Consider the following 18,159-nt stretch of genomic DNA (forward strand, 5'->3'; position numbering starts at 1 on the left):
GCAGGCGGATAGACGGTAAAAGCGTCGGCGTGAACCACGCGGAGTATGCTTGTATAGAGGTGCAAACGCTGTGCCGAGAGCCGGCTCTGCGGCGGGTGGTTCCGCCTCTTCGCTTCCCGCGGAACGATCACACCTGGCGAGGGCCGCTTCGGGGTTCGTTACAATGATGACCCGTTAAGCGTCCTCTCCCTTGCTACCCCCGCTGGGCACCGATGATTCGTCAACTGTTGAACATCTTTTTTTTCGCTGCGATCCTGCCGGTCGGTCCGGCCTTCGCACAGTCTTCTTCGCCGCAGGCGCAGGCGTCGGCGAAACCGCAATCATCGCCGCAGCGACCGAACATCATCTATATCATGGCCGACGACCTGGGTTACGGAGACCTTGGCTGTTACGGCCAACAGATGATCCACACGCCGCGACTCGATCGCATGGCTCGCGAGGGCCTTCGGTTCACCGACCATTACGCCGGACACACGGTTTGCCGTCCCTCGCGATTGTCCTTGTGGACCGGCAAACATGTGGGCCACACGGGCCTGATCGGCAATCGGTCGCGGAACCTGAGCGGTAACGAAGCGACCGTCGCGCGGCGCCTTCAGCAAGCCGGCTATGCGACCGGCGGCGTGGGCAAGTGGGCGCTGGGCAATGTGGAATCCGCTGCGGACATTCACAACGCCGGCCACCCCAACAACAACGGTTTCGATTTTTGGTTCGGGTATCTGAACCAGAGCAATGCTCACAACTACTATCCAACTTTCCTGTGGCGCAACCGCACGCGAGTCCCGCTGGCCGGAAACGTCTTGATGCAAGACAACCCGCGAGCTCGAGGCCGGGTCAGCGTCGTCCGTCAGACCTATTCCCACGATGTGATCACCGATGCGGCCCTGGACTTCATCCGCGATTCCCACCAAGAACCCTTCCTGTTGCACGTGCACTGGACGATCCCCCATGCCAACAACGAAGCGGGACGCGTCCTGGGCAACGGCATGGAGGTCCCGGATCTGGGTCGCTATGCCCAGCGTGATTGGCCCGAAGCGGAGAAGGGTTACGCCGCGATGGTCGAAAAGATGGACACCGATGTCGGCCGTATGCTGGATCTGCTGGCGGAGCTGCAGATCGATCGCCGCACCCTGGTCCTCTTCACGTCCGACAACGGACCACACAACGAGGCCGGGCACACCTATGAGTTCTTTGATTCCAATGGACCGCTGAAGGGCTACAAACGGTCGATGCATGACGGCGGCATCCGCGTTCCGCTGCTAGCCTATTGGCCGGGAACGATCGCTCCGGGTCGCCAGTCGGATCATCCTTCGGCCGCCTGGGACTTTCTGCCCACGGCGTGCGAGTTGGCCGGAGCGACGCCGCCCGACGACATCGACGGGATTTCCTACGTGCCCACTTTGCTGGGTCGCACCGATCAACAGGCCACCCACGAGTATCTGTACTGGGCCAGCAGCGAAGGCGCCACGGCGGTGGGTATGCGTCAGGGACCTTGGAAACTGGTCCAGTATCGCAACCAATCCAAACCGGGCCGCAAAGCCAAGTCATCCAAGGCGGGCAAACAGCGTCCAGAGCGCGACGTGGCGCAAGACTGGCGACTGTACGATCTGGACACAGATCTGGGGGAAGAAACCGACGTGTCCGCCCGGCACCCCGAACGGGTCGCGGGGATGTTGGCGTTGCTTGAACGGGACGGGTTACTGTCTCCCGCCGATACCCGCGAATAATTTTTACCTTCTACCTTCTACCTTTGACCTTTGACCTTTGACCTTTGACCTTTGACCTTTGACCTTTGGCCACGCGGCGACGGTGCATCCCGTGCGGCCTGTTGCTTTCGGTTACCATAGCAAGTTCTCTTTTCCTTTTCGCGGTGAGTGCCCCCATGCTTTTCTCGACGCACGTTTGGCGCCAGGCGGTGCCGCCCCGGACGGTCTTTCTGCTGCTGTGCCTGCTCTGGGGAGCCTTCGCTGGGTCGCTGTCCGCGAAGCAAACCGACGCACCGTATCGGTACTGGACGACGGCGGATGGTAAACGCAGCGGCGTACGACTGAAGGTGATCCAGGCCAATGCGACGCACGTGCGACTGCAGCGTGAAGACTCGGGCAAACAGGTGACGTTCGCGCTGGATCGCCTGTCGGCCGCCGACCAGCGTTACCTACGCACGCGACAAACCGCTGCGACCGCTCCGCCGTCCGCTCCGCCGTCCGCTGCCGCCGCCGATGCCGACCAAACGCCTACCGCTGACGCGTCTGCGCGGGCCTCATCCGCTTCCGCCGAACACTGGCCGCAGTGGCGAGGTCCACAGCGTGACGGCAAGAGCCCGGCCACGGGATTGCTCCAGCGGTGGCCCGAGGCGGGACCACCGCTGTTGTGGTCGGTCGATGGACTGGGTCAGGGCTACTCCGCGCCGGCGGTCGTCGAAGCGGTGCTTTATGTTCTGGGCACGCGGGACGAGGGAGAGTACCTGTTTGCGATGGCCGTCGACGATGGTCGGCTGTTGTGGGAATCGCCGCTGGGTGCGAAGGCCGGTGGCGGCGGATACCCGGGTCCGCGAAGCACGCCCACGGTGGACGGCGACCGAGTATTTGCGTTGGGCAGCGACGGGACGCTGGTGAGTGTGCAGCGGAGCAGCGGACAACGTCTCTGGTCGGCCAACCTGCAACAGGACTTCGGCGGCCAGCGAGGTCACTGGGATTACGCCGAATCGCCGTTGATCGATGGCACCAATCTGATCTGCACGCCGGGCGGCCCACGGCAAACGCTGGTCGCGTTGAACAAGAACAACGGCCGCTTGGTGTGGAGCAGTGCGGTGGGACCAGCCCTGGGTCAAGCCAGCGAGGATTACGTCCAAGCCGGGTACGCGTCCTGTGTGTTGGGTTCGTTTGCCGGCACGCGGCACGTGATCGCCTTCCTGCATGGCGGAGTCGTCGGCGCGAACGCCAAGGACGGTTCGCCGCTGTGGCACTACGACGCACCGGCCAACGGCACGGCCAACTGTTCGACGCCCGTGGTCCAGGACGGCAGCGTGTTTGCGGCCAGCGGCTATGGGACCGGCGGAGGCCGAGCGGAGATCGTGCGCCGCGGACGGCAGTGGAATGTGCAGGAAAAGTATTTCGTCAACAAGATGCAAAGCCACCACGGCGGATTTGTTTTGCACCAGGGGCATCTGTACGGCACCAACGACAGCGTACTGCTGTGCGTCGACTGGGAAAGCGGCCGGATCCGCTGGCAGGACCGCTGCGTCGGCAAGGGTTCGATCTCCTACGCCGACGGTCACTTGTACGTCCGCGGCGAAGACGGCGAAGTCGCGCTCGTCGAAGCTTCGCCGAAAAAGTACCGCGAGCGGGGACGGTTTATGCAGCCCGAGCGCAGCGGCGGCAAGGCCTGGGCCCATCCGGTGATCGCCGGCGGACGATTGTTCCTCCGCGACGGCCCGCAGATGCTTTGTTATCAACTGCGAAGCGACGAGGCGCGCTGACGTATTGCATAAACAGAAAGGACGCGGCGCAGGCGAAGTCAAGCCATCCGCTGGATCGCTTAAACCACGCCGTAGGCCAGCATCGCCTTGGCGACCTTTTCAAAGCCCGCGAGGTTGGCTCCGTCCATGTAATTGACGCGTCCGTTGCGTTTACCGAACTCGACGCAGCGGTCATGGATCTCGGTCATGATGGCTTGCAAGCGGTGATCGACTTTTTCCCGCGACCAACTGACCCGCATCGCATTCTGGCTCTGTTCCAAGCCGCTGACCGCGACGCCCCCGGCATTGGACGCTTTGCCGGGCACGTGCAGGACGCCGTGTTTGCGAAAGACCTCGGCGGCCTCACGCGTCGTCGGCATATTGGCCCCTTCGCACACGGCCAGCACACCATGCCCGACAAGCGCCTTGGCATCCTCGCCATCGAGTTCATTCTGGGTGGCGCAGGGCATGGCCACGTCGCATTCGACGTGCCACGGTTTTTTGCCATCGTAGTAGTCGACACCATCAAAGCGGTCGGCCATCTCACCGATTCGCCCCCGGCGGTTCTCCTTCAGATCTTTCAGGAATTCCCAGTGCTCCTGCTGCATGCCGGCGGGGATCCAAACGAATCCGGCCGAATCGCTCATCGTGACCACCTTGGCCCGCTTGATCATGGCCTTCTGGGCGGCGTACAGGGCTACGTTGCCGCTGCCGCTGATCGACACCAGTTTGCCCTCCAGGCCTTCGCCGTGTTCGTTCAGCACGTGTTCGCAGAAATACACACAGCCGTACCCGGTGGCTTCGGTGCGGATGGCGCTGCCGCCGGAAGCCAAGCCCTTGCCGGTCAACACGCCGCTCCAGCGGTTTTCCAGCCGCATGTACTGACCGAACAGGTAACTGATCTCTCGGGCGCCGACACCGATGTCACCGGCCGGTACGTCCACGTCTTCGCCGATGTGGCGATGCAGTTCGGTCATCAAGGACTGGCAGAAACGCATCACCTCACGTTCGCTCTTGCCCTTGGGGTTGAAGTTGGAGCCTCCCTTGGCACCGCCCATGGGCAAGCCGGTCAGACTGTTCTTGAAGATCTGTTCAAAGGCCAGGAACTTCAGCGTGCTCTGCGTCACCGAAGGATCGAATCGCATGCCGCCCTTATAGGGTCCGAGCGAGTGGTTGAACTGCACCCGCCAAGCTCGGTTGGCTCGGATTTCGCCGTGATCGGTCTCCCAACTGACGCGAAAGATCACGATCCGGTCCGGTTCGGTCAACCGTTCCAGGATCTGAGCTTTGCGAAAGTCCTCGTGCTGCAGGTACCACGGCATCACGGAACTCGCCACTTCTTCCACGGCCTGATGAAACTCATCCTCATGCGGATTCAGCTTCCGCAGCCCGTCCATGAAGTGTTCCAGCTCTCTCTCGTATCCGCTCATGTCGTTGCGTCCAAGTTGTTCCGTCGTAGGTTTACTTTTCGGAAAGGATCGTTCGTCGGCGGCCTCGCTCGGCGGCGGCCGGTTTTCTATCATCAACCACTGCTGCCCGCCTACCGCGGGCGACTCGGTGCAGCCGTCCCCCAGATGCTCAGCCGCCCCCGGCCGACCGGCCCGAACGGTTTCGACCGGCCCGAACGGTTTCGACCGGCCCGCACGGGTGTCGACCGGCCCGAACGGTCGGGAGCCTGAGACGGACGCGGGCGGCCCGTACTGTTGCGGGTAACCCATGAGTTTGTAACCTCATGCGAACCTCGGCAAGCGGGGCACCCGCTGGCCAGACCAAGCTTCCAGGAATCCACCCATGTCGGAAATTCTCAAAAACCTCAACTTCGACGTCGGGATGTTCGTCAAACCGCTGTTAGCGATCGTTTGCGGGGCGATGCTGGGCCTAAATCGCGAACGGCGAGGCCGGGCCGCGGGTTTGCGCACGCAGACGCTGGTCGCACTGGGGTCCTGCGTCTTTACCATGTCGGCTCTGCTGCTGGTCGAACGTTACCCGGAAGCCAACTACGATCCGATCCGCGTGGTCGCCGGGATCGTCGGGGGGATCGGATTTTTGGGCGCCGGTTCGATCATCCAGTCGGGCCGTTCGGTTCGCGGAGTGACCACGGCCGCCACGGTTTGGCTCTCCGGCGCCATCGGAATCGTGTGCGGAATCGGGTGGTACGAGATGGCTGCGATCACGCTGACCTTCACCATGATCACGCTGATCGGGCTGGGCAAACTGTCGCACCGCATCGAAGGCAAGCGGGGGGACGACGACGTGGTGGACGAAGTTACCGCCGCGGAGCTGCAGCGGCAACGCGAACATCAAGCACGCGTCCAGCAAAGCGCGGGCGGAGAGGGTTGAGCGGCGGTGCCGCGAGGGGGCCGGAGCGCGCGCGCCAGGGCGATCGTCGACCGTCCGCTGGAGGGGCGCTCAGTCGTCGGCCGCGCTGGCGTCCTTGATGACGAAGCGAGCCCGAAGGCGAGCGACTTCGCTGGCCAGTCCGGCGTCCTTCACCGAACGCAGCACTTCGTTGAAGTCCTTGTAAGCGGCGGGAGCTTCGTCCATCGGGTAGCGGCGACAATTGCTCAGGATATCGTGCTGGTCCAGTTCCGCATCGATCGCCTGTTGATCCAGAACCCGCTTGGCGTGACGCCGCCCGAGCACGCGGCCCGCGCCGTGGTTGACGCTGTAGCAGGCCTGCCGAGCGTCTTTGTCGGCGACCATCACGGCCGAACCGTCCCGTGGGTTTCCCGGCAACAAGATGGGGTGGCCGCTCTGGGCAAACGGCGTGTCGCGGAGGGCGTGATGCCCACCGGGATAGGCTCGCGTGGCTCCCTTGCGGTGCACCCACGCCGGCCGTTGGTCGATGACTTCGCGGCGGGCGATGTTGTGGCTGATGAAGTACACCAACGATCCGGTGGTTCCGGGAATCACCTCCTGAAACGCTTCCAGGACCAGGGCGTTGATCAACAGGTGATTCACCGTGGCAAAGTTCGCCGCCAGCGCCATGTCATCCAAATACGCGTTGGCTTCGTCACTGCCCAACGGCGCGTAGACCAACTGCGGGTCGCCCGCCGGCAATGGGATGTGCCAGCGGGCAAACTTGTCCTGCAAGCCGCGGAACTGGCCGGAAGCCAATTGATGGCCCAACCCGCGGGATCCGCAGTGCGAGAGGAACGCCACATGGCGATCGCGGAGCCCAAATGTTTGGGCGACGCTGCGAGCCCGCGGATCGTCCTCGATCGCGACCACCTCGCATTCGCCAAAGTGATTGCCGCCACCGTAAGAACCCAGCTGGGTGACCTTCTCGGTGAACTTGGCCAGGGCGTGCTCGTCCAGCAAGCGTTCCAAACGCAGGGCCAATGCGTCGTGGGTATCGTCGTGTCCCCGATGGGCCGCGTCCTCGCAGCGCTCGGCCCACTCCGGTGGAATCCCCAGTTGCCGGCACACGTCCTCGCTAGCTCCCTCGACGACGACCTGTTGCCCCAACGCTCGGTCCACCGGGCGGGACTTCTTGACGGTTCGCTGGCCGCGTCCGGGGCCAGTGGGCGTACGCTGACAGATCGCCGAGATCAACTCGCGGCGAGTGCGGCGGTCCTCCACGGCCTCCTCCGGCAGGTCCAACTGCAACAGACTCATCGAACACTTGATGTCCACGCCCACCGGCCCCGGATAGATGTGCGTGGGCGAGACCATCACACAGCCCACCGGCGCGCCGTAGCCGAGGTGTGCGTCGGGATTGAGCACCACGTCCGTCACGCCGGGAGCCAGCCGCGAATTGATCGCCTGCTGCAAGCAGGTCTCGTCGAAGGTCTCCCGGATTTTGGGCGTTCCGATCACCGTGATCGGCGACGTCGACCCGGTTGGCAGGATCGCGGTGGCTTCGCCGGTGGGAATCAACTTCGTAGGTACCGCAGCGGACATATTTATTTCTCTGGATGGATTCAAATCGCAGTCGGCACCGAAGCACTCGCCGCGGCCGACCCTGCGTGGGCTTAGACGGCGGCCCACACGACCAAGTTCACCGCAAATGGGCATGGAAGCTCAAGCGGCGGTTCTGGTAGGGTATTCCCATGAACACGTTTGATCACTTTGCGTACGGCTCGAATCTTTCCACGGCCCGTCTCCGCGCCCGCTGTCCCAGCGCGATCCCGATCGCCGTGGGTTACATCCGGGGCCGCGCCCTGCGGTTCCACAAACGCGGCCGCGACGGAACCGCCAAGGCCGACGCTTATTTTACCGGAAACCCTACCGACCTATTGTGGGGCGTCGTCTACCGTTGTGATCTGGCCGAAAAGGAAACGCTGGACCGCTGCGAATCGCTGGGCTGCGGCTACGACCTGGTCGAGGTCCGCGTCCAGGCCAACCAGAAAGTGCTCCACACCCGTTTGTACGAAGCCATGCCGCAGGCCATCGACACGTCGCTGGTTCCCGCGCCGTGGTACTTCGATCATGTGATGACCGGAGCTCGCGAGCACGGCCTACCGTCGAGCTACCTGCGGATGTTGGCCGGGTTTGCTGCGGTGGGCTGACAGCACGTCTGCGCCCCCCCTGTACTCGCACCGGCCGCGGGTCTATCAAAAAAAATCAGCACCAAACGCAGCCTGCGCTTGGTGCTGTTGCAAGGTCAGCGTGTCAGACCGCGACCGGTCCGTCCACGTCCGCCGTTATGGATCAGTCTTCCAGGACCTGCACATTCTCAGCTCGCGGTCCCTTGGGCCCCTGTCCGATGCTGTACTCCACTCGTTGCCCCTCGCGCAACTCTTCGTAGCTGACGCCTTCCAAGTTCGAACAATGGAAGAACATGTCGGTGCCGGATTCCGTGGCAATGAATCCGAAACCTTTGTCCGTCAGCCGCTTGATTTTGCCTTCTGCCATCTCTCTCGTCCAATCACTCTATCTAACAGTTTTGCGGTAGTCCCGCCCAGGAAACGCTCCCGGCCGACCCACACCGCCTACGTAGCCCCGCGCCGAGACGCTTCGCTACCTTCGCTCCCTCACCATACCGAATCCCCTCGGCAGAATGAGTCGACAAGCGAGAATATCGGCAAACATTTGCAAAAAAAACGCGGTTTCGAGCCTTTTCGGCTCACTTGTCCAGGCTTCTTCGCCGACATGTCGACGTTTGTACCGGCCGGACCAACCCGTTTCGAGCGCCGCCTTCTTCCTCGCCGAACCGACCGGATCGACCGGCAAACCGGTCACCGGGGCACCGGAAAGCGGGGGCGTCGCGGAGGCTTTCGCTTGCAATCTGCCCAATCCAGCCTTACTTTGACCACTCCTCGACCTCCCGCCTTTCCTTCCTTCCTCTCGCTGGATGACGCCACATGGACTTTCGAGTCTTTCTTGTGTTGGTTTGGTTGCCCGGATCGTTCGTTGCTCTTCCGCCGGCGGCGGCCGCCGACCAATCGGTCGCGGCGACCGGGGTAGCCCAGGACCGCTCGACCGACCAGGCGACGGAAGACGACCGGATCGACGCCGAAGACGAGATCCTGGCCGGTCATTCCTACCACGGCGAATTCCTGAACGAAGGTCCCCGCCAAGCCGCCTATTTGATGGGCGGAACCGGCGAAGTTTCCTTCCCCGTGACCAGCGACAATCCTCAGGTGCGTCCCTTTATCGAACAGGGGCTCGGCCAGCTGTACGGGTTCTGGTACCTGGAAGCCGAACGCTCCTTCCGCCATGCGGCTCAGCTGGATCCGCAGTGCGCGATCGCCTACTGGGGAGCGGCCCTGGCCACCCACAAGGCGCCCGAACGTGCCCGCGGCTTTATCGCCGAAGCCACCGCGCGGAAAGACTCGGCCAGCCGGCGCGAGCAGATGTATATCGAAGCCCTTGACGCCTATCTGAACTTCGGCCGCAAACCCGCCAAGGGCGACGCGGTGGCCGAGAAACAGGATGCCTCCGAAGACGCGGCGAAACCCGAAGGCGATGGCGACGACGAGTCGGCCGAAAAGTCGCTCGACGCCGAACAAAAAAAGCAGCGAGCCGAAAAGTATACCAAGGCGCTCGAGGGAATCGCGCTGGAGTATCCCGAGGATGTCGAAGCGCTCGCGCTGTTGGCTCTACAGCTGTACGAAAACCGCGGCGAATTGCCCAACCCCAGCTACCTGGCGGTCGATGCGTTGATGGACCGAATCTTTGCCGCCCAACCGCTGCATCCCGCGCATCACTTCCGCATCCATCACTGGGATCACAAGAAACCCGAACTGGCCCTGCGCTCGGCAGCGCTGTGCGGCGAGTCGGCGCCAGCGATCGCCCACATGTGGCACATGCCCGGCCACATCTATTCCCGCCTGAAACGCTACGACGACGCCGTTTGGCAACAGGAAGCCTCCGCCCGCGTCGACCACGCCCACATGATGCGCGATCGCGTGCTGCCCGATCAGATCCACAACTTTGCGCACAACAACGAGTGGTTGATCCGCAATCTGGTCCACGTCGGCCGCGTCCGTGATGCGGTGGATCTGGCCAAGAACATGATCGAATTGCCCCAGCATCCCAAATACAACACCCTGGATAAACGCGGCAGCGCCTACTACGGCCGCCTGCGGTTGACCGAAGTGCTGAACCAGTACGAATTGTGGGACGAAGCGGTGGAGCTGTGCACCCAGCCGTACCTCGAACCCACCGACCGAGAGAAAGAACAAGTCGACCGCCTGCGTCTGCTCGGTTCCGCCCGCTTCATGACCGGCGACGCCGCCGGTGGACGAACCATCCTGGAAGACCTGCGGCAGCGGCTGGGCGACAAGCAAGCCGAACGGGACGAAGCCGTGGAGCAAGCCGAAGCCAAAACCCGAGCAGGTTTTGCTCCAGCGGAGACCGACGCCGAAGCGGACGCGAAGGAGACCGAAGCGGACGCGAAGGAGACCGAAGCGGACGCGAAGGTGGACGGAGCCGCGTTGACGGCGGAACAGAAGAAAAAACTCGAGAAAGCTCGCGGCGATGCCGGCAAACCGTTCAAGACGCCGATCGGCAATCTGGAAAAAGCGCTCGCCCAGGTCGAAGCGTTCCAACATCTGGCTCGGGATGACTACGACGCCGCCCTGCCGCATCTGGAGAAAGCGGGTCGCAACGTCAGCCCGCTGTTGGTCGCTCGCGCACGGTTGATGAGCGGGGATCCGGCCGCCGCGATCGAAGCGGCCGAGAAGGAAGTCAAACGCAACAAGAACGAGGTGCTGCCGCTGGCCTATCTGACCGAACTGCATTACCACAGCGGCGACTGGTCGGCCGCCCGAGAAAGCTTCGACCAGCTGCGCGAGATCTCGTCGTCGATCGATCTACAGGCCCCGGTCTTCCAGCGGCTGGACCGGATCGCCGCCCGCCTGGGCTACCAAGGCGACTGGCGCCAGACGGCCCGCCTGCGTGAGGACTTGGGCCAGCGACCGGAACTGGACTCGTTGGGCCCGTTTCGCTGGCAACCCAGCCCGGCACCGTCCTGGAAATTGGTCGACGCCCAGGGCGATGTCCACACCTTGGACGACTACCGCGGTCGTCCGCTGGTGGTGATCTTCTACCTCGGATTCGGTTGTCTGCACTGTGCCGAACAGCTGCAGGATTTTGCGCCCTACGCCGAGAAATACGCTCAGGCAGGCATCGAGATCCTGGCGGTCAGCAGCGCGGGCCGAGAGGATCTGAAACAGGGGGTCGAGTTATATGATGGGGACCCGTTGCCCTTTACGATCACCTCCGACACCGACCTGCAAACCTTCAAGGCGTATCGCGCGTTCGACGATTTCGAGAACCAGCCTTTGCACGGCACGTTTTTGATCGATGGCGAAGGCCGCGTTCGCTGGCAGGACATCGGCTACGAACCCTTCATGCAGCCCGGTTTTTTGTTGGACGAAGCCCAGCGGTTGCTGGGGCAAAGCCAGGGCTCGCCCGAGACTCCACAAGGAAGTGAAATAGATGACGATCGATGATTCCGCTCGACAGTTCTTGATGGCCGCTTTGTCCACGCCCAGCCCCTCCGGGTACGAGGAACGCGTGCAAGCGGTGGTGCGTGAGTACATCGCGCCGCATGCGGCCGACGTCCGCACCGACGTCCATGGCAACGTGATCGCGCGCAGTCCCTCCTGCGACGGCCCGCGATTGATGTATGCCGGCCACTGCGACCAGATCGGTATGTTGGTTTCCTACGTCGACGAAACGGGATTCGTCTACGCCAACACGATCGGCGGCTGGGACCCGCAGCAATTGGTCGGACAAGCGATGACGATCTGGACCGACAACGGTCCGGTGGCGGCCGTGATCAGCCGCAAACCGATTCATCTGCTGAAACCCGAAGAGCGCAAAGAGGTCGTCCAGCTGGAACAGTTGTGGCTGGACATCGGTGCGGCAGACCAGGACGAAGCCCGGCGGACGGTACGGATCGGCGATCCAATCACCCTGGACCTGCGGCACCGTCCGCTGCTGGGCGACCATCTGGCCGGCCCGGCCATGGACAATACCACGGGCATGTGGACCGTGATCGAAGCCTTCCGCCGGGCGGCCACGGCAGCGGATCCACTGGCCTGTAACCTTTACAGTGTGTCGACCGTTCAGGAAGAGATCGGCCTGCGAGGGGCGAAAACGGCGGCCGGATCGATCAACCCCGACGTGGCTATCGCGGTGGACGTGACGCACGCCTCGGACTGTCCCACGATCGACAAGAACCAACAGGGCGACATCCGGCTGGGTGGCGGTCCGGTGATCGTACGGGGACCGAACATGAATCCGCAAGTCGTTCGCCGCTTGGTCGAATTGGCCGAAGCGCATGACATTCCCTACCAACTGGCGGCCGTCGGCCGGGCCACGCCCAACGACGCCAACGTCCTGCAAATCCATGGCGGGGGCGTCGCGACCGGGCTGGTCGCGATCCCCAACCGTTACATGCACTCGGCGGTGGAAACGATCTCGACCGCCGACATCGACCACGCGGCCGAACTACTCAGCCGGTTCGCGCAATCGCTCTCCTCCGACGACGACTTTACACCTCGCGTGCCGGTAAACTCGTAGACCGAGTCCCGACGCTCCTCCTTTTGCTCCGAGCCGCCCAACGATGCATCCCCGCCAACGCCCGCGCCCAAGTGCTGTTTGCCTTGTTTTGTTGTGGACCGCGATGGGTTGGGCCGCCGAGCCCCCATCGACCCAGATCTTCGCCGGCACCGGTCAAAGCTCGCCGCCGGCTGCGGCTTATCCCGCAGGCCAGCCAGCCGGTCCGCCGCGAGAGGTTGCGCTCGGCAACCCGTTTGGGATCGAGATTACTCAGCGCGACATCTACATCACCACGGTCGATGACCACTGCATTTACCGCAGTGATTCGGGCGGTCGACGGATCGAGCGGATCGCCGGCTGTGGCCTGATGGGCTACAGCGGCGATGGAGGTCCGGCGGATGAGGCTCGGTTCAACTGGCCGCACGAGATCCGCGCCGACGACGCCGGCAACTTGTACGTGGCCGATACCCGCAATCACGTCATCCGCGTCATCGACGGTCGGGACCAGACGGTTCGTACGCTGGCCGGCGACGGCACGGCGGGCTTTGCCGGCGAGGGAGCCAGCGGTTCGGACGTCCGTTTTAACCAGCCGCACAGCGTCGCGTTGGACGATGCCGGTGGTTTGTTGGTCGCCGATACGCTGAACCATCGCCTGCGCCGGATCGATCTGGAAACCGGCGCGGTGACAACCATCTCGGGCACTGGCAAACCCGGCTGGCCGCGCAGCGGTGCCGACGCCGCCGAGTCCCCGTTGTTCGGACCGCGGTCCCTGGCCGTGGATGCCGATTCGATCTGGATCGCGCTTCGCGAGGGCAACAGCATCTGGCGGATCGACCGCCACGACAACACGCTTCACCATGTCGCCGGGACCGGCAAAAAAGGGTACGACGGCGACGGCGGACCTCCGCTGCAAGCCACCTTCAACGGCCCCAAAGGATTGGCTATCGACGACCAGAATCGCCTGCTGGTGGTGGATACCGAGAACCAGGCCGTGCGGCGGATCGATTTGAAAGCCCAGACGGTGTCGACGGTGATGGGCGGTACGGTGGCCGACGCCACGTATCGGCTGAAACGTCCCCACGGAATCGCCTTCTGGCCCGCCCTGGGGTTCCTGGTCGCCGATTCCGAACACCATCGCGTGCTGCGGGCCAACTAAGTGGCATAGGCTTCCAGCCTGTGAAATGAATCCTCCCCCAACCCGATCGACTATGCGATCAAGAGGAGGAAAGCGAGTTCGTTTTCCTGAGACCGACACCAATGAAGCCGGCCCCTTTGATTTATCCGCGGATTGCCAAAGGGAGGCGTCCTCGGAACAATGGGCGGCATGGATGAATCACCTGTGGGTTTCGAGACGCTGGTCAAGACACCGGTGCGGGCGGAGTGTTCCGAGTCGCGCTTGGTGCTGACCTCCGTAGGCATTCCCAATCGCGTCGTGTTTCGCGACGGCCTGTGGATGCTGTTCGTGCGCGACGAACACGCCGCGCGGGCGCGGGCGGAGCTGCGGGCTTTTCACGAAGAAAACCCTGTCGAGGCGCCCGATCAGACCGCGCCGTTGCCGGCTTTCGAAGGCGCCACGGCCGGAGTGCTGGTGTATGCGATCACGCTGGCCCTGGTAGCCCTGTACACCGCCCACCGCACCTACGGCCTGGAGTGGCTGGAGGCGGGACAGATGCAATCGGGGCAAGTCCTGTCGGGCCAGTGGTGGCGGATCGTGACCGCGCTGACGCTGCACTTGGACGCCGGCCACATCGGTTCGAATCTGGTGTTTGGCAGCGTGTTTGGGCTGTTGGCCGGCCGAGCCTTCGGCGGCGGAGTCGCTTGGTTGACCATCGTGGTGGCCGGTTCGCTGGGCAACCTGGCCAATGCCCTGGTCCAGCCCGCCACGCATACTTCGATCGGTGCCTCAACCGCCGTCTTCGCGGCTCTGGGACTGTTGGTTGCCCACGCCCTGCGAAACCGTGGGCCGGCCCGGCGCGAGCGAGCCCTGCGGCGGTGGAGTCCGTTGATCGGCGGCGTGGTCCTGCTGGCAATGACCGGCGTCGGCGGAGAACGCACCGACGTGATGGCTCACGTGACCGGCTTCTTGGCCGGGCTGGTCGTCAGCTTGCTGGTCACGTTCATCCCGCTGGCCCTGCTGGGCAGGCCCGCCGTCCAACGCACCACCGGCGTCGCCGCGCTGCTGATCGTCCTGGGGGCCTGGATCGTCGGGTTGGCGGCCGCGGGCTGAGTCGCGACGCACGTTTGCGTGCGGCAAGTTATGGAACGCGGCTATCGCCCCAACGGCTCAGGGGACGGCAGGCGAGACGGCCCAGGCCTTGCCCCCGCTCGGCCTAACGCAGCGGGTCCGCTTCCGGCGATGCAGGGTTGCGGATCGAAAGCACCACCGAGGCGACGATGGTCAGCACGGTCAGCGGAATCACGACGTATCCCAGCACCCACCCCAGTTGCTCGGCAATCGACGGGTGGGTCTGAGTAAAAATCAACAGCCCCGTGTAGGCCACATAGTAGGACAGCAACAGGATGCCTTCCCATCGCGTGATCAGTTGGCCGGTAAAGAAGATCGGCATGCAGACCGCGGCGACGGCGATCATCACCGGCAAATCAAAGGCGATCGCTTCGGCATCGACCGGGATGCCGCCGGGAGCGACCATGCTGGAGATTCCCAGCACGCAGCCGAGATTAAACAGGTTGCTGCCCACGACGTTCCCGACGGCGATATCGCGTTGTCCGCGAATCGTCGCCACCACCGAAGTCACGATTTCTGGCAGAGATGTTCCCACCGCAACGATCGTCAACCCGATGATCAGTTCGCTGACCCCCAACCACGTGGCGACACTGACCGAGCCGGTCACCAACCACTTGGCTCCAAATCCCAGTCCGACCAGCCCCAAAGCGATCCAAACGAACTGCAGCGGCAGACGCTCCGGCGGCGGCGGCGTGACCAGTGATTCATCCACCACAAACACCCCCACGCCTTCCGCTTCGGTGTCGGCCGACAGCTCCGCATCGGCGTCCGACAGGTTCTTCTCGGCGGCCGTGGGAGCTGCTTCAGCAGCAGCCGCAGCCGGTTCCCTGCCGCGCCGCGCGTTGAAAAAACACAATCCCAAGTAGGCCACTAACAGGGAAAACAACAGCGCACCATCACCGCGCGACAATACGCCGTCGCGGGCCAACACCCACGTCAACACCGACGCGCCGATCATCAGCGGCACGTCCAGGCGAATTAATTGGCTGGACACGACCAGCGGTGAAAACAATGCCGCCAAGCCCAACACGCACAACACGTTGAACACGTTGCTGCCGATCACATTGCCCACGGCTACGGCGACCGAATTGGCGTAGGCAGCTTGCAAGCTGACGCCCAGCTCGGGCGCACTGGTGCCGAAGGCCACGACGGTCAGGCCGATGACCAAGGGCGAAATCCGCATCGCCGCAGCGATCGCCGACGCACCACGGACCAGCAATTCGCCGCCGACGATCAGGGCCACCAGACCGAGTAAAATTTGAAAACTTGCCAACATACGCGTTTTTCGTGCCCGACCTGGACACCATTCCATCAAGGAGAATTCGACCGGAAACCCGGTACTCTAACATCCCGATCGGTCGGCACAACGGTGGATCGAGCGACTGCGTCAGTCCAGCATGCGGCTGAACATACACAGATCGATCGCTTCGGCGACCGCTGCCTGCGGCCCCCAGCGCAGCCGATTGCTGCGTGCGTTCCCTTCGTCCAGCAGCCGCCCCAGGGGGCTCGCCAAACGGACGAAGCCCAGCCGCCGGGCATCATCGTACAGCCTCTGCCACGCGGCGACGTCGCCGTGTTCCAACCCCATCAGAACCGCATCGGCGAGGGCCTGCCGCAGCGCCTTGGTAAACGCTGTGATGGGGGACGTTTCGGCCCGCTCACTCGTCGGGTCCGTCGCCGGTTCGTGCGCGGCGTCTTGCCGCCGCCCCGTCCACGCCGAGACTGCCGTCCTCGTTCCGTCGGCGTCTTCGCAAATCACAGTCATCGGCTGGACCTGCAATTGCCGGTGCCGCAGCGAAACGTGACCGAAGACAAACCGTACCGCGGCCCCCTGACGCCCCAGCACCTCCGACAAGGCACTGAAGGCGACGGCGCCGCGGTGATGATACGGATGGACCAATCGCGCCGTCTGGCCATCGGCGTCCCGCAGCGTGGCGACCAGCCGTTGGTGGACCTCATCAAACCCCACATCCGCCGCCCCCGCCGTGCTTAAGACCTGCAGGTTCTGGGTGTGGCGACGCGGTAGTAGCCAATCCGGAGGAAGCACCTGCAGGCGTTCGATCGCTTGCCGGAAGGATTCCAGCAGCAGGGGCGGGGCGAGGTTCTCCCAACGAAACGATTGAGGATTCACCGTCATCCTGCTGGGCCCCCGCGGCAACACCAGCTCGTCGGCCGGAGTGCGTTTGCCCGCGGCCAGCAGCAACTGGCCATGGGCGGCGGATTCCAGTGAAACGCCGCGCTGCAGCTGCACGCCGGCCAGGTCGGAAAACGATTTCGGCGTCGGAGCCTGCTGTGGATCGGTGTCGGTGAACCCTCGCTTCAGCGCAGCCACGGCACCGGTATCAGTGTTTTGAAAATAGGCCAGGATCGAAGTGTGTCGCTTGCCGGGAACCACGCCCAAGCCCAGACCGATCAACCGCGCGGCTTTGATCTCGACAGGTCGATCCGACTTGGTGCCGCGGATCAGCACCTGCGCCGCGGCCCCGGTATCGGCAAGGATCGCGCGCCGCCGCGCGGTCCACTCGCCGACGGTTCGTACCACCAGGGCCGGATCAAAGCGAGCGTTACTGTCGCGGTACTGCGTTTCCAGCAGGGCCAATTCGGCCAACAGGTCCGCCGGCCAAACCAGCCCTTGCCCACGCACCGCCCGCTCGGCACGCGCCAACCGCGACGGCCAACTTCGGTGCAGTCCGTCCAGACCATCGGTCAACAGTTCCGCCAATAATGCATCCGCAGCGTCCAGACAGGCCGCATCGACGGGCAGCGTTTGGGGTTGCAGTGAGAGCACGGCGGAGCGTTGTTCCGGCGGCAGCTGGCGAAATCCCCAAACGGCCATCGAGACCCAGCCCGCCAAGGCAACGTCGGCGCAGTCGGCCCGAGCGTAGCGGACGTCTTCGGGCACGGGAAACCGCACGGTGCAGGATTCATGTAAAAAGCGCGCGGTGGGCTTCGGCCCGCGGCTCAGTTCCACCAACACGCCTTGCTTGAAGATCCGGCGAGCTTTGTTGACGGCGGCTTTGCCAAAACAGGCCACCAGTGCTTCGTCGTCGATTTGCCCCGGATCCCAAACACGGCCGAGCGATCCCGGCTCGCTTGTCTCGCGGCTGTTGGCCGGCGTCGCCGCCGGCGTCTCGGCGGGCATCGGTAGGGGGTGCTCTGCCCCGGCAGGTTTCCCGCCCGCCGAGGGCGGCCCCGCAGGAGCCAACGGCGGCTCGGGGTCAGCGGCCGGGGGCGTCAGTCGCTGGTAAGCCAACACCGAACGGATCACGTGGCGGCTGATCCCCGAGGTGCCGCTGCTGCACTGAGCTTCGTGGATCGTTTGTCCGGCGGGAAACACGCACACCGTTTGATCGGACCAACGCACCGTCAAGGTTTCTCCGTCCAGCGTCAGCTCGCAGGTCAGTTTGCCGGTTTCCAGCTCGCGCCGCGCACGTTTGACGGTTCCCCGGTTGGTGGTCGCCGCCAGGTCGTCATCGGAGAGGGCCAGCAGATCGTGACGCGTCAT

General features: G+C 63.8%; 13 protein-coding genes. 8 read left to right on the plus strand and 5 right to left on the minus strand.

Annotation, left to right across the window (positions count from 1 at the left end; translation table 11 throughout):
* Positions 1 to 212 precede the first annotated feature (212 nt).
* Positions 213 to 1,724, plus strand: coding sequence for an arylsulfatase (locus GE027_RS01895; protein WP_153555482.1), 1,512 nt, complete (start codon positions 213 to 215; stop codon positions 1,722 to 1,724).
* A gap of 155 nt (positions 1,725 to 1,879) precedes the next feature.
* Positions 1,880 to 3,475, plus strand: a complete 1,596-nt coding sequence (locus GE027_RS01900; RefSeq protein WP_153555483.1) for a PQQ-binding-like beta-propeller repeat protein — start codon at positions 1,880 to 1,882, stop codon at positions 3,473 to 3,475.
* A gap of 59 nt (positions 3,476 to 3,534) precedes the next feature.
* Here the strand turns inward: GE027_RS01900 and gdhA are convergent, their stop codons facing one another.
* Positions 3,535 to 4,884: an NADP-specific glutamate dehydrogenase gene (gene gdhA, locus GE027_RS01905; protein ID WP_153555484.1), complete on the minus strand. Its 1,350-nt coding sequence runs from the start codon at positions 4,882 to 4,884 to the stop codon at positions 3,535 to 3,537.
* Between the two features lie 361 nt (positions 4,885 to 5,245).
* Between gdhA and GE027_RS01910 the strand changes: the two genes are divergently transcribed.
* A complete protein-coding gene (locus tag GE027_RS01910; RefSeq protein WP_153555485.1) occupies positions 5,246 to 5,794 on the plus strand; it encodes an MgtC/SapB family protein in 549 nt (182 codons plus the stop codon).
* Positions 5,795 to 5,863: 69 nt separating this feature from the next.
* Here the strand turns inward: GE027_RS01910 and GE027_RS01915 are convergent, their stop codons facing one another.
* Positions 5,864 to 7,357, minus strand: coding sequence for an RtcB family protein (locus GE027_RS01915; RefSeq protein ID WP_153555486.1), 1,494 nt, complete (start codon positions 7,355 to 7,357; stop codon positions 5,864 to 5,866).
* 149 nt (positions 7,358 to 7,506) lie between these two features.
* Here GE027_RS01915 and GE027_RS01920 point away from each other — a divergent pair, with 149 nt between their 5' ends.
* Positions 7,507 to 7,965 (plus strand): gamma-glutamylcyclotransferase family protein, encoded by a 459-nt coding sequence (locus GE027_RS01920; protein ID WP_153555487.1) that lies wholly within the window; start codon positions 7,507 to 7,509, stop codon positions 7,963 to 7,965.
* Positions 7,966 to 8,107: 142 nt separating this feature from the next.
* Here the strand turns inward: GE027_RS01920 and GE027_RS01925 are convergent, their stop codons facing one another.
* Positions 8,108 to 8,311 (minus strand): cold-shock protein, encoded by a 204-nt coding sequence (locus GE027_RS01925; RefSeq protein WP_153555488.1) that lies wholly within the window; start codon positions 8,309 to 8,311, stop codon positions 8,108 to 8,110.
* Positions 8,312 to 8,760: 449 nt separating this feature from the next.
* Here GE027_RS01925 and GE027_RS01930 point away from each other — a divergent pair, with 449 nt between their 5' ends.
* The 4 genes from GE027_RS01930 to GE027_RS01945 all read left to right on the plus strand — a co-directional run bounded on the left by GE027_RS01930 (position 8,761) and on the right by GE027_RS01945 (position 14,636).
* Complete coding sequence (locus GE027_RS01930) at positions 8,761 to 11,355, plus strand: redoxin domain-containing protein (protein ID WP_153555489.1); 2,595 nt, start codon at positions 8,761 to 8,763, stop codon at positions 11,353 to 11,355.
* A complete protein-coding gene (locus GE027_RS01935) occupies positions 11,342 to 12,430 on the plus strand; it encodes a M42 family metallopeptidase (RefSeq protein ID WP_153555490.1) in 1,089 nt (362 codons plus the stop codon). Before GE027_RS01930 ends, GE027_RS01935 begins: the two co-directional genes overlap by 14 nt.
* A 91-nt stretch (positions 12,431 to 12,521) precedes the next feature.
* A complete protein-coding gene (locus tag GE027_RS01940) occupies positions 12,522 to 13,565 on the plus strand; it encodes an NHL repeat-containing protein (protein ID WP_162006536.1) in 1,044 nt (347 codons plus the stop codon).
* A gap of 168 nt (positions 13,566 to 13,733) precedes the next feature.
* Positions 13,734 to 14,636: a rhomboid family intramembrane serine protease gene (locus GE027_RS01945; protein ID WP_153555492.1), complete on the plus strand. Its 903-nt coding sequence runs from the start codon at positions 13,734 to 13,736 to the stop codon at positions 14,634 to 14,636.
* A 103-nt stretch (positions 14,637 to 14,739) separates the two neighbouring features.
* Here the strand turns inward: GE027_RS01945 and GE027_RS01950 are convergent, their stop codons facing one another.
* Together GE027_RS01950 and GE027_RS01955 are read right to left on the minus strand one after the other, a co-directional pair.
* Entirely contained in the window at positions 14,740 to 15,930 is a 1,191-nt protein-coding gene (locus tag GE027_RS01950) for a calcium/sodium antiporter (RefSeq protein WP_153555493.1), read from the minus strand.
* 111 nt (positions 15,931 to 16,041) lie between these two features.
* The gene (locus GE027_RS01955) at positions 16,042 to 18,159 is read right to left on the minus strand and encodes a hypothetical protein (protein WP_153555494.1); all 2,118 of its coding nucleotides are present in this window, start codon (positions 18,157 to 18,159) and stop codon (positions 16,042 to 16,044) included.

The organism is Roseimaritima sediminicola (assembly GCF_009618275.1).
GTDB classification, from domain to species: Bacteria; Planctomycetota; Planctomycetia; order Pirellulales; family Pirellulaceae; genus Roseimaritima; species Roseimaritima sediminicola.

Bases quoted from the DNA above. Each gene is read 5' to 3' on its own strand.
- GE027_RS01895 (WP_153555482.1), top strand. From the start codon at position 213: ATGATTCGTCAACTGTTGAACATCTTTTTTTTCGCTGCGATCCTGCCG.
- GE027_RS01900 (WP_153555483.1), top strand. From the start codon at position 1,880: ATGCTTTTCTCGACGCACGTTTGGCGCCAGGCGGTGCCGCCCCGGACG.
- gdhA (WP_153555484.1), bottom strand. From the start codon at position 4,884: ATGAGCGGATACGAGAGAGAGCTGGAACACTTCATGGACGGGCTGCGG.
- GE027_RS01910 (WP_153555485.1), top strand. From the start codon at position 5,246: ATGTCGGAAATTCTCAAAAACCTCAACTTCGACGTCGGGATGTTCGTC.
- GE027_RS01915 (WP_153555486.1), bottom strand. From the start codon at position 7,357: ATGTCCGCTGCGGTACCTACGAAGTTGATTCCCACCGGCGAAGCCACC.
- GE027_RS01920 (WP_153555487.1), top strand. From the start codon at position 7,507: ATGAACACGTTTGATCACTTTGCGTACGGCTCGAATCTTTCCACGGCC.
- GE027_RS01925 (WP_153555488.1), bottom strand. From the start codon at position 8,311: ATGGCAGAAGGCAAAATCAAGCGGCTGACGGACAAAGGTTTCGGATTC.
- GE027_RS01930 (WP_153555489.1), top strand. From the start codon at position 8,761: ATGGACTTTCGAGTCTTTCTTGTGTTGGTTTGGTTGCCCGGATCGTTC.
- GE027_RS01935 (WP_153555490.1), top strand. From the start codon at position 11,342: ATGACGATCGATGATTCCGCTCGACAGTTCTTGATGGCCGCTTTGTCC.
- GE027_RS01945 (WP_153555492.1), top strand. From the start codon at position 13,734: ATGGATGAATCACCTGTGGGTTTCGAGACGCTGGTCAAGACACCGGTG.
- GE027_RS01950 (WP_153555493.1), bottom strand. From the start codon at position 15,930: ATGTTGGCAAGTTTTCAAATTTTACTCGGTCTGGTGGCCCTGATCGTC.
- GE027_RS01955 (WP_153555494.1), bottom strand. From the start codon at position 18,159: ATGACGCGTCACGATCTGCTGGCCCTCTCCGATGACGACCTGGCGGCG.